This is a genomic window from Flavobacterium sp. SORGH_AS_0622 (assembly GCF_030818825.1).
GTDB lineage: Bacteria > Bacteroidota > Bacteroidia > Flavobacteriales > Flavobacteriaceae > Flavobacterium.
This window is the reverse complement of record NZ_JAUTAX010000001.1, coordinates 2,807,607-2,823,537: the sequence shown is the minus strand read 5'-3', so window position 1 is coordinate 2,823,537 and position 15,931 is coordinate 2,807,607. Positions and strand designations below refer to the sequence as shown.

At 33.3% G+C, this 15,931-nt stretch carries 15 protein-coding genes; 13 read left to right on the top strand and 2 right to left on the bottom strand.

What is annotated here, in order from left to right; translation table 11 throughout:
* Positions 1–150 precede the first annotated feature (150 nt).
* From QE431_RS12245 to nagB, 12 genes are all read left to right on the top strand, one after another.
* On the top strand, positions 151–657 hold the full coding sequence (locus QE431_RS12245) for an endonuclease V (RefSeq protein ID WP_307296215.1): 507 nt from the start codon (positions 151–153) through the stop codon (positions 655–657).
* 129 nt (positions 658–786) lie between these two features.
* Positions 787–1,593: an SDR family oxidoreductase gene (locus QE431_RS12240; RefSeq protein WP_307296212.1), complete on the top strand. Its 807-nt coding sequence runs from the start codon at positions 787–789 to the stop codon at positions 1,591–1,593.
* Positions 1,594–1,604: 11 nt separating this feature from the next.
* Complete coding sequence (locus tag QE431_RS12235) at positions 1,605–1,739, top strand: hypothetical protein (RefSeq protein WP_307296209.1); 135 nt, start codon at positions 1,605–1,607, stop codon at positions 1,737–1,739.
* Positions 1,740–1,754: 15 nt separating this feature from the next.
* Positions 1,755–1,910 carry a hypothetical protein gene (locus QE431_RS12230; protein ID WP_307296206.1) on the top strand — a complete coding sequence of 52 codons (156 nt, stop codon included), beginning with the start codon at positions 1,755–1,757 and terminating at the stop codon, positions 1,908–1,910.
* A gap of 38 nt (positions 1,911–1,948) precedes the next feature.
* The gene (locus QE431_RS12225; RefSeq protein WP_307296205.1) at positions 1,949–2,863 is read left to right on the top strand and encodes an AraC family transcriptional regulator; all 915 of its coding nucleotides are present in this window, start codon (positions 1,949–1,951) and stop codon (positions 2,861–2,863) included.
* A 3-nt stretch (positions 2,864–2,866) separates the two neighbouring features.
* Entirely contained in the window at positions 2,867–3,184 is a 318-nt protein-coding gene (locus QE431_RS12220) for a MazG-like protein (RefSeq protein WP_307296203.1), read from the top strand.
* A gap of 42 nt (positions 3,185–3,226) precedes the next feature.
* The gene (locus QE431_RS12215) at positions 3,227–4,438 is read left to right on the top strand and encodes a DUF4272 domain-containing protein (protein WP_307296201.1); all 1,212 of its coding nucleotides are present in this window, start codon (positions 3,227–3,229) and stop codon (positions 4,436–4,438) included.
* 74 nt (positions 4,439–4,512) lie between these two features.
* Positions 4,513–5,070 carry a YdeI family protein gene (locus QE431_RS12210; protein ID WP_307296198.1) on the top strand — a complete coding sequence of 186 codons (558 nt, stop codon included), beginning with the start codon at positions 4,513–4,515 and terminating at the stop codon, positions 5,068–5,070.
* Positions 5,071–5,118: 48 nt separating this feature from the next.
* Complete coding sequence (locus tag QE431_RS12205; protein WP_307296197.1) at positions 5,119–5,766, top strand: Pr6Pr family membrane protein; 648 nt, start codon at positions 5,119–5,121, stop codon at positions 5,764–5,766.
* 60 nt (positions 5,767–5,826) lie between these two features.
* A complete protein-coding gene (locus QE431_RS12200) occupies positions 5,827–7,206 on the top strand; it encodes a hypothetical protein (RefSeq protein WP_307296194.1) in 1,380 nt (459 codons plus the stop codon).
* 123 nt (positions 7,207–7,329) lie between these two features.
* Complete coding sequence (locus QE431_RS12195) at positions 7,330–9,423, top strand: alpha-L-fucosidase (protein ID WP_307296192.1); 2,094 nt, start codon at positions 7,330–7,332, stop codon at positions 9,421–9,423.
* A 129-nt stretch (positions 9,424–9,552) separates the two neighbouring features.
* The gene (gene nagB / locus QE431_RS12190) at positions 9,553–11,481 is read left to right on the top strand and encodes a glucosamine-6-phosphate deaminase (protein ID WP_243839371.1); all 1,929 of its coding nucleotides are present in this window, start codon (positions 9,553–9,555) and stop codon (positions 11,479–11,481) included.
* A 232-nt stretch (positions 11,482–11,713) separates the two neighbouring features.
* Here nagB and QE431_RS12185 read toward each other — a convergent pair whose 3' ends face one another.
* On the bottom strand, positions 11,714–12,427 hold the full coding sequence (locus tag QE431_RS12185; protein ID WP_057116064.1) for a LytTR family DNA-binding domain-containing protein: 714 nt from the start codon (positions 12,425–12,427) through the stop codon (positions 11,714–11,716).
* Positions 12,428–12,496: 69 nt separating this feature from the next.
* Entirely contained in the window at positions 12,497–13,555 is a 1,059-nt protein-coding gene (locus QE431_RS12180; protein WP_057116063.1) for a sensor histidine kinase, read from the bottom strand.
* 130 nt (positions 13,556–13,685) lie between these two features.
* Here QE431_RS12180 and QE431_RS12175 point away from each other — a divergent pair, with 130 nt between their 5' ends.
* Positions 13,686–15,926 (top strand): GH92 family glycosyl hydrolase, encoded by a 2,241-nt coding sequence (locus tag QE431_RS12175; RefSeq protein ID WP_307296190.1) that lies wholly within the window; start codon positions 13,686–13,688, stop codon positions 15,924–15,926.
* Positions 15,927–15,931: the final 5 nt, after the last annotated feature.

The following is a 15,931-nucleotide window of genomic DNA, read 5'->3' as shown; positions in this document are numbered from 1 at the left end:
TAACCAGATTATCACAAGCTCCATGGGAGCGAAATATTTAGATCTAAATTTAAAAAATCAGTAAACTCCATTAGAAATAATGGAGTTTTTTTATGAGTTACAAAGTTGATTTTGTCTTATATTAGCATCTTTGATAAGAAATAAAATATTATGATATTAGCATTTGATACTTACTATTTTGACGGAAAAGCCAAGACAGTTTGTTTGGAATTTGAAGAATGGAATGAAAGTAAAAACTTTAAAATTCACACCGAAATAATAGAAAATGTAGAAGAATATATTCCTGGTGAGTTTTACAGAAGAGAACTTCCCTGTATTTTAAGTTTATTAAATCAAATAGATCTAGCAAAAGTTGATGTTATAATAGTGGACAGTTTTGTTTATTTAGATGATGATAAAAAATATGGTTTAGGCGGACATTTATACGAAAGGCTTAATAAAGAAATTCCGATTATTGGCGTTGCCAAAACAAATTTTGCATCGATTGAAAATGATAAAGTCGGGATATTAAGAGGTGACAGCCAAAAACCACTATACGTTACGGCAATTGGTATTGAACTGGATGATGCAGTTCAAAAAGTAAAAAGCATGTCAGGAGAATTTAGAATTCCAACATTGTTAAAAGAGCTGGATCGATTGACAAAAGAGAATTTATAAACCAAAACTCCATTAGTAATAATGGAGTTTTTTAGTATCCGTCATTTTGGCTACTACATCTTCCAAAACGGCTACAAACACCTTTACACTTCGGCTGATCTTTGCATTATAATTTTAAAACAATTAAAAATGCAAAAGACAATTTTTATTACAGGAGCTTCAACAGGATTAGGAAAATCTACAGCAAAATTATTTCAAAGCAAAGGCTGGCAGGTAATTGCGACCATGCGTAATCCAGAAAAGGAAACAGAATTAAATCAATTAGAAAATGTGATTGTACTTCCGTTAGACGTCACAAATTCAGAACAAATTGATTCTACGATTAAAAGTATTACAGAAAATTATTCTATAGATGTGGTTTTAAATAATGCTGGTTACGGTTTAATTGGCGCTTTAGAATCTTTAGAAAATCATCAAATCGAACGTCAGATTGTGACTAATTTATTCGGGGTTATTCGGGTTTCAAAAGCTTTTGTATCTCACTTCCGAGAGAAAAAAAGCGGTACATTCATTAATATTACTTCTACTTTCGGTTTAATGGGTTTTCCTACTTGTTCGATTTACAGCGCGACAAAGTTTGCCGTAGATGGATTCTCAGAAAGTCTGGCATCAGAATTAGTTCAGTTCGGAATACAAGTAAAAGTTGTGGCTCCAGGCGGCATGAAAACAGATTTTGCCATACGATCAATGGAAGTTGCACAACACGAAGCATATGAAAAACTAACTTTTGAAGTAAGTAAAGGCTATAATGCAGAACAATTAGAGAATTATACAAAAGCCGAAGATGTCGCTCAAATTATCTACGAAGCTGCGACTGACAACAAGAATCAATTAAGATATATTGCCGGAAATGATGCCAACGCATTATACAATGAGCGCTTAAGTTTGGGAGCTGAAAATCAGGTGAAAAATATCAAAACCATGTTTACTTTTTAATTTTATATCAGATGAAAAATCAAGCTATAGAATTGACTGCCTTTAAACTGAGAGGTTTTACAACAAAACAGTTTATTGAAGCTAATGCTGCAATTGATGCATTTTTGAAACGCCAAAAAGGATTTCGTTCCCGAACTATTTTCTAATTAAAGAAAGATGTCGTGTTTGATATGTTGGTTTGGGACAGCGAGGAAGATGGTACAAATGCAATGCATAAATTAATGACTGAATTGAGTGATTCGCCCGTACATGATATGATCGATCAAAGTACTGTGAGCTGGAACATTGCGCCAGTCGAACATTTTGTAAATTTGTAAAATCTTCAGCATTTTAAGCTGTACATTCATCCATGAAAATGAAAAACCAACCCAGAATATTCAATACCATTTCGGAGCTGCATAAAGCAATGGGACAACCGAAACCATTGCATCCGCTAATTAGCATTTTGAATTATGGCGAAGCTGTTTTTGATCCCAAAGATTTTGAAAACGGAATTTTTTTGGATTTTTATAAAATATCTTTCAAAACAAATTTTACAGGAAAACTGCGTTACGGACATGGTTTTTACGATTTTGAAGAAGGCGGAATGTCGTTTGTTTCTCCAGGGCAAGTTCTGAAAATGCAGGAAGAAGAAGCCGATTACAGCGGTATGTCATTAAATATTCATCCTGATTTTTTTCGTCCTTATTCTTTAAATGAAAACATTAAAAAATATGGTTTTTTCTCTTATTCGGCAGCTGAGGCTTTGTATCTTTCTGAGAAAGAAAAAGAGACAATTTTAGGCGTTTTTACAAACATTCAGAATGAACTTAACGAACGAATCGATCATTTTAGTCAGGATGTAATTATCTCGCAAATAGAACTTTTACTGAATTACAGCAATCGATTTTACAATCGACAATTTATAACCCGAAAAGCAGTTAATAATGATGTGCTTTCTAAACTTGAAAATTTATTAGAAGATTATTTTAATAGCGAAAAACCACAAGAAAATGGTTTGCCAACGGTTCAATATGTTGCAGACGAATTGCAGTTGTCCTCCAGATATTTGAGCGATTTATTACGAAGTATTTCTGGGCAAAATACCCAGCAGTTTATTCATGAAAAATTAATCGAAAAAGCTAAAGAATATATTGTAAAAGGAACTTTATCAGTTTCTGAAATTGCGTATAAATTAGGTTTTGAACATCCGCAGTCGTTTAATAAGCTCTTCAAGAAGAAGACTAACATTACTCCGATTGTATTTAAAGAATTATTTATTAAAAACTAAATTATGATATCATTAAATTTTGAAGAATTAAAACAGCGTTCTGCCGCAATAAGAAAGCGTTATCACGAATTGGAAGTAGCGCATCATGGAAGCGAATGGACGGTTGAAGAAGATGCACTGGCTTTCCTGACCGATGCAGGTTTAGTAGGTCGTCATGTTATGTCACAGCAAGGAAGATGGCCAAAGTCAAATACAGAAGAAGAATTGAAACATAAAATAGGAGAATCGATTTGGTGGCTTACCATTTTGGCCGAAAGAATGAATATAAATATCGAAACGGTTACGGAAGATTTCTTAGCTAAAACAGAAAAACTATTGTAAAAATAAACTTATATTAGCGCAGATAATATTAAAAGCCGTAAAATGATTTGTACTATTTATTCGCATCATTTGGGACTTGAAAAGATAAAAGAAATATTTCTTTCTCATGTTCCTCAAGGAAATTTTTCGAGTAATAATGATGTTCTAGAATTTGAAATTAAAGGAGGAATTTTAAGTCCTTCAAAAAAAATCACAATATTCTACAGAGAAAGAGCTGAACCTTCGTATAAAATTCCAGAAGTAGATGATTCTGAGTTAACAGCCAATTTAAAAGGTCTGTATGGTTTTGTAAATTCATTGCCAGCCGAAAATGAAGAGATAAAAGGTTTATTTCTTCATAAAATACAAACCTTAAATTCTGAATTTTCGATAAGTCAGGATAAAGGAGAGGTGAAAGAATTAAAAGCGATTATTAAAAATCTTGCAAAAGAATTTGATGCTGTTTTATTTGTACAGCCAAAAACTATTATCAGTAAATCTGAATCGCAGCATTTTTTAGATAAAGATTTAAATCTAATTATTGATGCAGAAGGAAGATGTGAAATTGAAGAATTAAAAGTTAATATTAATTCGGAATATTTTGACAATGATCAGACAGAATTAGATGAAGATCAAATAGAAAGAAAAGCCAAAAATGAAGAAATTCTTGAAAGAGAAAATATAAAAATCAACAAGCATTTGCCTTGTGTTGAATCGGAAAGAGAAACTACAATTCGATCTGCAAAGGAAATTGCCGAAAGAGTGAGCGTTTTGGCTGTAACGAATTTAGTTGCCTTCAATAGTATTTCTTCTGAAGAAGCTGTTGATTATTTACAGAATTATAAACTTTGGGAATCTGTTACAGAAGGAGAAAAAGAGTTTTTAGCAAATCCAACGGAAGACAAAAAAATGTATGAAACATGGAAATGTGAAGGAATTTGGACCTTGATGTGGGCTTTGAAAAAAGTAGATGCAATAGATTTTCCGAATGAGTTTTGTGATCTTGGAAATATTAGTTCAGAAAATTATCCTGTCGGACATGACAAAAATCCTCTTGAATTTATAAATGCAGTTCATGAGGTTCGTTCTAAAAAAGAAATTTTAGACGCTGCCGATTTGTATTACAGATACAATTGGGCTTGTGTAGACGAAAGGATTAATGGAAGACAAATAGAAAACATTAATCCAGGAATTGTTTACGAAAGACAGTATGCGCTCAATTGGCTAATTCATTACATGGATCAAGATTGGGATAATGTAACTTGTGATACTTAATAAAAAATCCGCTTCAACTTAGAAGCGGATTTTTTGTTTGGAATATTCTATATTTATAGAAAATTAAAGAATAAATGGAACCAACATTTTTCGCAAATCAATTAGACTTTAGAAAATGGCTTGAGAAAAATCATCAGAAAGAAAAAGAGTTTTTAGTTGGTTTTTATAAAGTTACAAGTAAAAAGCCTTCTATGAGCTGGTCAGAATCTGTAGATCAGGCGCTTTGTTTTGGTTGGATTGACGGCGTTCGAAAATCTATTGATACGGAAAGTTATACGATTCGTTTTACTCCTAGAAAGCCTTCTAGCATTTGGAGCGCGATTAATATTCAGAAGATGGAAGATTTGACTAAAGCGGGCTTAATGACCGACGCAGGTTTGAATGCTTTTAGTTTTAGAACTGAAAATAAATCCAAAATATATTCTCACGAAAAAGAACCAGTTCCACTTTTAGAAGTTTACGAAAAACAGTTTAAAAGCAATAAAATAGCTTGGGAATTTTTTGAGAAACAAGCGCCTTCTTATAAAAAAGTAATGATCCACTGGATTATGAGTGCCAAGCAAGAAAAAACGCAACTGTCAAGGCTTGAAAAAACTATTGCTGAGAGCGAAAAACAGAAAAGAGTGATGTAAATATTTCGAATAAAATCCTTATTTTAGTGATCTGACTTTTAGTGAAATATGGAAAAAGAAAATACCACAAAAATAAAAGGGGAGATTTTGCTGGGTATTATTTTTGCTTTAGAATTATATGCCTTGCCTGTGCAGTTTTATTTGCTGTTAAAAAATCCTGAATTTACTTTTTTCAGTGCAGCAGTCCGCTTTTTGAGTTTCTTTACCATTACAACAAATACTATCGTTTTTATTTGCAGTGCTTTGTTATTATTTGGAGGAAGAAGTACGGCAAATGCTTTCTTTAGAAAATGCACTACTATTACGGCAATTACAGTTTATATATTGATTGTCGGAATTGTTTTTAATTTGCTTCTTCGTCCGGTTTTAGATTTGCAAGGGCATCATCTTATTGTAAGCGAAATTTTCCATACGGTTGTGCCTATTCTATTTTTCTTTTTCTGGCTGTTTTTTGTAAGTCCAGAAAAGATTTCCTTTAAGGTTATTTCATATTGGTTGATTTACCCAATCATTTATATTATTTATACTTTGGTTCACGGACTTGCAACCGAATTTTATCCGTATCCTTTTATAGATGCAACCCAATTAGGTTTTAAAACTGCCATGGTAAACGGTGTATTTGTTTTGGTTGCGTTTGTAGTTTTATCTGTTATTCTGATTTATATTTCGAAATTAAGAATCAAAACAAAAACTTAATTTGTAAGACTAAAATAAGCTATTATATTTGGTATACTTTTAATGATTAAAGATGTCTTTATGAATGAAATACTTTGGGAAAAAGTACAGCGTTTTAACTTTGATAACGCAACCGATGAATATGGATTTTCGACAAGATTGGCACTAGAAAATCATTGGACATTATTTTTTACTCAAAGTGCTTTACTAGAATATAAAAAGTTTATGTTTTTGGCAGCGACCAGCAACGAAATGGTTTCACCTTCTGAAATCGCAGACATTGTGTGGCATCAGCATTTAATATTTACAAATTCATATACAGATTTCTGTAATCTTTTAGGAAAAAGAATCGAACATATTCCATCAACTCATAATCGAGATGAATTCGAAAAGTTTCAAAAAGCAAAAGAACGAACTAAAGAATTGTATGAAATAAATTTTGGAATTCAGCCGCCTGAAGTTTGGAACTATCAAAATGAATTAGATTCTTTACAGCTTGAAAAAAGCAAATTTGATATTTCGAAACTCAGAAAAAAGTTCTTGCAATATTCCATATTCCTTTCTTTTCCAGTTTGTCTTTTGATATTTCATGTTTTAATAAAAATTCAAAATCCAGACTTTTTGATTGGTTATATTTTATTATTTGGATTAACAATTTTACTTCTAGAATGGTACGTAAAAAGAAGCTTTGCTTTATTCTATGAGAAGATTAAATCAAATCCGATTTTACAAAATCTTTCTGCTTTAGAATTGGTTTTCTTTAAAGAAGATAAATTAGAAAATGTTGTGCATGGCGTTGTCAATAATTTAATTCAGAATAAAAAAATCAGGATTTTAACCAACAACAGATTAGAATTAATCGATGAAGAATTTGGCGAAAATCAGTACGAAAATTGTGTGATTGAAATTATGAAAGAATTTAAACCAATGCCTTACAAGCAATTGTGTCAAGCGGTTATGCAGAAACCAATTTTCGAACAATTACAAAAAGCAACGTATAGAATTAGAGAAAGAATTATTAAGTCTAAAGAATTTGCTTTTGTTGTGATTGTTGTCATGATTACTCTAGGAATGTTTTTAACTGTAATTTTTAGCCGATTTATTACAGGAATTTGGAGAGATAGACCCTTAACTTATTTGCTGTTTGCGATTATTCCTTTAGTATTAATTTCTATTGGATATATAGATAGAGTTATAAATTTGATGTTTGCTAAAATCATTCCGTCTACAATTAAAAAAGAAATTAAAAACAGCGAAATTGAAAACAATTGGGAGTGGAATTATTTTCTGTACGGAAGTGTAGTGCTTTCGAGTTTCTTTGTTCCATTAACAAATTATAACTCAAATAGTTTTTTTACTAATAATTCTAGCGGTTCAGGATCTTGCGGTTCTTCATGCGGAAGTTCTTGCGGAGGCGGAAGTTCGTGTGGGAGTTCATGTGGTGGTTGCGGAGGAGATTAAATTTAATCTTTTAAATAAATTAAAACCAAAACACTTTTAAATTTGCTGTTGGTCGAAATTCTGTACTTCAGAAAATCAATTTATACTACATTTATGCTTTATAGACTATTTTAAAGATCAGCAATGAAAAAAGTATTCCTTTCCTTATGTCTTTTGGGTGTAATTTCTAGTGTTTCGAGTCAGGAATTGGCCAATGCTCCAAAGCCTTTTGGACCGCTTCCGACGCAAAAACAAATCGATTGGCAGGAAATGGAATTTTATGCTTTTGTACACTTTTCATTAAACACTTTTACCAATAAAGAATGGGGTTACGGAGACGAATCGCCAGAGCTTTTTAATCCGTCACAATTAGACGTTCGCCAGTGGGCGCGCGTGGTAAAAGAGGCTGGAATGAAAGGAATTATTCTGGTTGCCAAACATCACGACGGTTTTTGTTTATGGCCATCAGCTTATACAGAACGCTCTGTTAAGAATTCTCCTTGGGAAAACGGAAAAGGAGATTTGGTAAAAGAATTGGCTGAAGCCTGTAAAGAATATGATTTAAAATTAGGATTATATCTTTCGCCTTGGGACAGAAATCATCCGCAATACGGAAGACCTGAATATATAACGTATTTCAGAAATCAATTAAAAGAATTATTGACGAACTACGGAGATGTTTTCGAAATGTGGTTTGACGGTGCAAATGGCGGGGATGGTTATTACGGAGGTGCAAATGAAACCAGAAAAATCAATTCGCTGACTTATTATAATTGGGATGAAACTTATAAAATGATTTACGATATCGCTCCAAAAACTTTGGTTTGGGGAGTTGGACCATCAGAAGCGAGATGGATTGGAAACGAAGAAGGGCGCGCAGGAAAAACCAATTGGTCGTTATTACGTCAGAAAGATGAGTTGGCTGGAAAAGTGCATTACAGCGAATTCATGTCTGGACACGAAGACGGCGAAAAATGGGTTCCAGGTGAAGCCGATGTTTCTATAAGACCAGGATGGTTTTACCATTCCGTTGAAGACGATAAAGTGCGTTCGCTTGACGAAATGGTTGATATTTATTACGAATCGATTGGTCGAAATGCGACTTTGTTATTGAATCTTCCAGTTGACAGACGCGGTTTGGTTCATGAAAATGATGAATCCAGATTAAAGGAATTGGTTGCGACAATCAAAGCCGATTTCAAAACAGAATTATTGGCTGGTTCTAAAGTTCAAGCTTCAAACACAAGAGGAACCGATTCTAATTTCGGACCTCAAAATGTGATTGATGGAAATAAAAATACCTATTGGGCAACAGACGATAAAGTCAAACAGGCTTCGATTGAATTTACGTTTAAAAAGCCAACAGCAATCAATAGACTTTTACTTCAGGAATATATAAAATTAGGACAGCGCGTAAAAGCATTTTCTGTAGAAGTTAATGTAAACGGACAATGGAAAACAATTGCCAATGAAACCACAATTGGTTACAAAAGAATTTTACGTTTAGACCGTGTGACTGCTCTAGCGCTTAGAATTAATGTTTTAGATGCAAAAGCTGGCTTTGTAATTAATACAATTGAAGCCTATAATGCGCCGACTTTTGTAAAAGAACCGCAGATTCTTCGTGATAAAAATGGTTTGGTTACGATTAAATCCGAAGATGGAAATGCAGTTTACTATACTTTAGACGGAAAAATGCCTTCTGAAAAAAGCACTTTATACAAAACTCCTTTTACTTATAATAAAGCAGTAACAATTAAAGCCATTTCAAGAAACACTAAAGAAAAAATTAATAGTGCTGTAAAAACGGCTAAATACGGCGTTTCTAAAGAAAAATGGAAAGTGATTTCGGTTTCAAGCGGTGACACTAAAACTGTTGAAAAAATTATTGACGGCGATGCCAATACTGACTGGGGTTTTGGAAATGACGAAAATAAACTGCCTCAATCTGTGATTATCGACATGGGTGAATTAATGGAAATAAAAGGCTTTACGTATATACCACAGCAGGTTGGAAATAATTTGAATTTAATTTCGAATTATGAATTTTATACCAGCGAAGACAATATTACATGGACTAAACAATCGGAAGGAGAATTCTCAAATATCAAACACAACCCAATTGAACAATTTAAGAGTTTTGCTGCAGTTAAAGCAAGATTTTTAAGATTTGTTGCAACAGCTGGTATAGGAAAAGCGCAAAGTGTTTCGATTGCCGAAATCAGCATCATCGAATAAAAGCTTTTTTTGCTTGTTAAAAACTACTTGAAGTTTGCTATTTTGTTTTCTGCCGAACGATAGTCGTTATTAGTCGAAATTTTAGTTCTAACGGACTATTTAATTCTACTTTTATCTTACATTAATTAAATGAGCGACAGCGATATGATTAAAGAAGATATTGGATTTACGGAAGCAGGAAAATTTGAAGAAACTCGTTTTGAGAAAATTCATAATGTTATTTTCGAATCGTCGCAGGAAGCTTCTTTATTGGTCGCGCAGGAAATTGCCAATTTAATTCAGAGAAAAAATGAGCTGAACGAACCTTGTGTTTTAGGTTTAGCTACAGGATCTTCTCCAATAAAAGTTTACGAAGAACTTGTAAGAAAACATAAAGAAGAAGGACTGAGTTTTGCAAACGTAGTGACCTTCAATTTAGATGAATATTATCCGATGGATAAAAATGATATTCAGAGTTATTATCATTTTATGCATGAGCATTTGTTCCATCACGTTAATATTCTTCCAGAAAACATAAACATTCCAGACGGACAGGTTAGCGCCGAGGAATTACAGCAATATTGTATAGACTATGAAATGAAAATTAAATCGTACGGCGGATTGGATTTTCAGCTTTTAGGAATCGGCAGAACAGGACATATTGGTTTTAATGAACCAGGTTCGCATGTAAACTCTGGAACCCGAAGTATTACTTTGGATCATTTGACACGTGTCGATGCGGCCTCTTCTTTTTTAGGGATTGACAATGTTCCTAGAAAAGCCATTACAATGGGAATTGGAACCGTTAGAAATGCAAAAAGAATCGTTTTACTAGGATGGGGAATTAGTAAAGCAGGAATTATAAAAAATACAATTGAAGGCGAGGTTTCTTCGCAAGTGCCGGCTACGTATTTACAAGAGCATAACAACACAACATTTGTTCTAGATACAGAAGCTTCATCTGAACTTACAAGGGTAAAAACGCCTTGGCTGGTTAAGTCTTGTGTTTGGACAGATGAATTAAAATTAAAAGCGGTGGCCTGGTTAAGTGAGTTGACGAAGAAACCTTTCCTAAAACTAACTGATAAAGACTATAACGACAACGGAATGTCGAGTCTTTTGACGGAAGAAGGAACTGCATACGATTTGAACATTAAGATGTTTAATAAAATGCAGCAAACCATTACAGGATGGCCGGGAGGAAAACCAAATGCAGATGATACCTATAGACCAGAACGTTCAACTCCTGAAAAGAAAAGAGTAATTATTTTTAGTCCGCATCCAGATGATGATGTGATTTCGATGGGAGGAACATTTGACCGTTTGGTAGAGCAGGGGCATGAAGTTCATATTGCCTATCAGACTTCTGGAAATATCGCGGTTTCAAATGAAGAAGCTTTAAAATTTGCAGAAATTTCAAAAGCATTAAATCCAAATTCTACTGTTTCAGATGAAATTATCGATTTTCTTCAAAACAGAACTGGTAATGAAATTGATTCTCCTGAGGTTCGAAAATTAAAAGGATTAATTAGAAGAAGCGAATCTTTTGGAGCAACTCGTTACATTGGTTTGCCAGATTCAAATGTTAACTTTTTAGATCTTCCTTTTTACGAAACAGGAACAGTTAAAAAGAATAATCTTTCGGATGCAGATATCGACATTATGTGTGATATTATTGAAAGAATAAAACCGCATCAAATTTATGCCGCCGGAGATTTGGCAGATCCGCACGGAACTCATAAAGTTTGTTTAGACAGTTTGTTTGAAGCTTTAAAAAGATTAAAACACAAAAGTTTTATGGATGACTGCTGGGTTTGGCTTTACAGAGGCGCATGGCATGAATGGGAATCGTACCAAATTGACATGGCAGTACCAATGAGTCCTGACCAGGTTTTAAAGAAACGACATGCAATTTTTTATCACCAATCTCAAAAAGACGGGGTTATGTTTCAAGGTGATGACAGCAGGGAGTTTTGGGTGCGGGTTGAAGACAGAAATAGATTGACTGCAGAAAAATATCACAACTTAGGATTAGCAGATTATTCGGCTATCGAAGCGTTTAAACGTTATCATTTCTAAGGATTTTTCCAGCAATAAAGATAATAGACTATTTCATGGTTTATTTTGGTTAGTTACCTATAATTGAGAGAAAATGCGGTCGTGGTTGGCCGCATTTTCGTTTTTTATTGTTTTGTGAAATGTTAATTGTAAAAGGTAAAATGTTATTTGTAAAAGGTAAAATGTTATTTGAGAAATGAAAAAAAGTCAGACATTTACATCTAACATTTTACTTTTCACTAATGACTTCTCACTAAATCGAAGAATTCAAAATTTTCTGTTTTACTTCGTCTATATAAGATCTTCCGATAACGTATCTAAGTCCTTCAATTTCAATGCTATTTCCTTCTACAGCATCAATTTTATCAATTGCGATCGTGTAAGATCTGTGGATTCTGATGAAATCTCTTTCGGGTAATAAACTCGTGAAATCTGATAAAGTGCTGTGAATGATGAATTTGCCAGAAGTGGTGCTTATTTTTAAATAATCTTTTAAGCTTTCGATGACCAAAATTTCGTTCAAGAAAATCTTCTTCATTTTTTTCTTGTCGATTTTAACGAAGATGAAAGGGTTTTCTTTACTATTTTCCTGAGGAATTTTACTGGTATTATTAAGTCGTTTGTTGATTTTGTTTACGGCTTTCATTAATCTAGGAAACTCAATTGGTTTTACCAGATAATCTAAAACATCCAGCTCGTAAGTTTCAATTGCAAATTGATCGTAAGCGCTCGTGATAATAAGCAGAGGCGGGTTTTCTAAACTTTTGATAAAATTTATACCGTCTAACACAGGCATATTAATGTCAAGAAAAATTACATCAATAGTATTGTTTTTCAAGAAATTTAACCCTTCAATAGAATTACTAAAGGTATTAATGAGTTCTAAATCTTCAATCTGTTCAATATAACTTTTAATAACGTTTATTGCCAATGGCTCATCATCGATAATTAAACACTTTATTTTCATTTGTAAATATTATTTTAGGCCGATATGGTTTTTTTGTAGGTATAGTTTTCGAAATAGCTAAAAGCGAGGCTACGTGACTTTTATGACTAGTTTAACGACAAAAATATTCTTTTTATTTTTAAATGAAAGCTTATAGTCACTTTTATTATATCCTAATTCAAGTCTTTTTTTGACGTTTTCAATACCTATACCACTTGCCTTGTTAAAATTATCTTTATGTACGGTAATTTCGGGCATTGGGTTTGAAATACTGAAGTATAAGAAATCGCCTTTTACCTTAAAATTAATATCGATAACAACATTTCCGGTATTTTTATTAACGCCATGTTTAAAAGCATTTTCAACAAAAGTCAATAATAGAACGGGTGAAATTTCTTTATCATGTATATCTCCTGAAATGTACATATTAACTTCTAGTCTTTCTCCGTTTCTAATTCTCTCTAAATCAAGATAATTTTGAATACATAGAATTTCGTTCTCTAATGACTGTTTTTTTTCTTTTGTTTCATAAAGCATATAACGCATTAATTCAGAAAGCTTTAAAACTATCTTAGGCGTTTTATTTGATTTTTCTACAGAAAGCGAATAAATATTATTCAAGGTATTAAAGAAAAAGTGAGGTGAAATCTGAGATTTTAAAAATAATAATTCTGTTTCCAGCTGCGATTTTTCCAGATCGGTGACACGTTTTTGTTCTTGTAAAAGATCGAGCGTGATTTTAATAGCTGTTACAAAAGTCATCACATATAATTCACCCATCATCATGTCTATCGTATAATTTAGCGTAAGTGTGTTGATGGTTTGCGGACCTTCTGGCCAAACGTCATGCGTAATCAGCAAATAAGTCAAATTAAATTTTAGAACAACCATGACAAAAATTGCCGAAAGCACTGTTATAATATATAGGACATATTTTTTACGATAGACCAAATGAGGCATCAAAACCAAAATATTCAGATAACATAATGCCATGTGAATAGGAAAACCAAGTAAAGTAGTTTTTAAAGAATATACGTAATCGTTAAAATAGCTTCCCCAGCGCAAAGTATTGAACAAAAAATACGTGAGCCAAAAGTAAACATGATAGCGTATAGGTAAAGTGTAAAGCTTGCTTGAGTTGAAAATCATAGTGGTAATTTAAAATGTCGTTTGTTGCTTTTTTTTGATGTTTAGAGCTGTTTAAATGTCGTCCGTCTAAATTTATTTTGGTAAAAGTTGAATTTATCTAAATTTAAAGTTAAATTAATATTGTTTTGATATGAGGAAAATTACTCTGCTTTCTCTGACGGTAATTTTTACTGCAAGTTGCAAAATAAATGTAGATAAAAATAAACATCAGCAAAGTTTTGCAGCAAATTATGTAGATCCTTTTATAGGTACTGGCGGTCACGGACATACGTATCCAGGCGCAACAGTTCCGTTTGGGATGCTGCAAGTGAGTCCTGATAATGGAATTTCAAGCTGGGACTGGTGCTCAGGTTATCATTATTCTGACTCAATAGTTTCTGGATTTAGTCACTTACACTTAAGCGGAACAGGAATCGGTGATTTGGCAGATATTTTATTTATGCCGACAAACAAAAAGTTAGACTTAACCGCCAAAGCCGCTTCACGCGATTTCCTTCCGTATAAATCAAAATATAATCATGTTAACGAAAAAGCAGTACCGGGTTATTACCAAGTTTTTCTTAAAGATCCTAAAATCAATGTAGAATTAACGTCTACGCAAAGAACCGCATACCATAAATATACTTTTAATGATACCAATACACAATCAGTTATTGTAGATCTTGGTTTCACTATTAATTGGGACAAAGCAGTAAAAACTTCTATTACAATTGAAGATGCCAATACCATCAGCGGTTTCCGTTACAGTACAGGCTGGGCAAAAAATCAGAAAGTATTTTTTGTGGCTAAATTTTCAAAACCAATCACAGAATCTATTATTACTGTTGATAAAAAAGTTGTTAATGCTAAAAATGCAGAAGGTGAAAATACAGCTTTGCAATTATTCTTCGATCCTAAAAATTCTAAAGAATTAGGTGTAAAAGTGGCACTTTCTTCAGTTAGTATCGCTAATGCGAAAGACAATTTAGATAAAGATCAGGAATTCGAAGAAGTAAAAACAGAAGCTTCTGCAGTTTGGAATAAAGCCTTAAGCAGAATTTCTGTAGAAACTCCAATTGATTCTTTAAAAACTATATTCTACACCGCTTTGTATCACGCTCAAGTTGCGCCAGTTACGTACAGTGATAAAAACGGACAATTTAGAACTGAAGATGACAAAATTGTAACTTCAAAAAATTATACCGCTTATTCTACTTTATCACTTTGGGATACGTTTAGAGCTGAAAATCCATTACTTACAATATTAGATCCAAACAGAGTTTCCGATATGGTTAACTCAATGTTAGCGTATTACGAAACCAAAAAAATATTACCAGTTTGGACTTTGTATGCTAATGAAACCAATACAATGACAGGATATCACTCTATTCCAGTTATTGCAGATGCTTATATGAAAGGTATTAAAGGTTTTGATGCTGAAAAAGCATTTGAAGCAATGAAAGTCACAATGATGCAGGATGAACGCGGCTTAAATTTCTACAAAAAATACGGTTACATTCCTTATAATTTATTAGACGAATCGGTTACCATTACTTTAGAATATGCTTATGATGATTGGTGCGTGGCGCAAATGGCGAAAGCTCTAGGAAAAACAGCTGATTATGAGTTTTTCTCTAAACGTGCAAAGGCTTACGAATATTTATTTGATGCGAAATCTGGTTTTATGAGAGGAAAATCGGAAGATGGAAAATCTTGGAACGAGCCTTTCGACCCAAAACACTCTAACCACAGGGAACATACCGATTATACAGAAGGAAATGCGTGGCAGCACAGCTGGTTTGTACCTCACAATGTTGACGAATTTATTAAGCTTCATGGCGGAAATGCTGTATTTACAAAACGATTAGAACAATTATTTACAGAGAGTTCTGAGATTACAGGAAACAATGTTTCTGCTGATATTTCTGGTTTGATCGGACAATATGCACATGGTAACGAGCCAAGTCACCACATTGCTTATATGTTTAATCGCGCAGGTCAGCCTTGGAGAACGCAATATTGGGTGCGTCATATTTTAGATACGCAATACAACACCACTGCAAATGGTCTAAGCGGAAACGAAGACTGCGGCCAAATGTCGGCTTGGTATGTATTCAGCTCAATGGGATTATACCCAATGAATCCAGCTTCTGGTGAATACGAAATTGGAAGTCCGATTTTCGAGAAATCAACTTTAAATCTTCCAAACGGGAAAACTTTTGTAATTGAAGCAGAGAATGTTTCAAGAAAAAATTTCTATATCCAATCGGCTACTTTAAACGGAAAAGCATTTAATAAAACAGCGATTTCACACCAAGAAATGCTAAAAGGCGGCGTACTTCATTTTGTAATGGGAGCACAGCCAAACAAAAACTGGGGTTTGACTAACTAATTCAA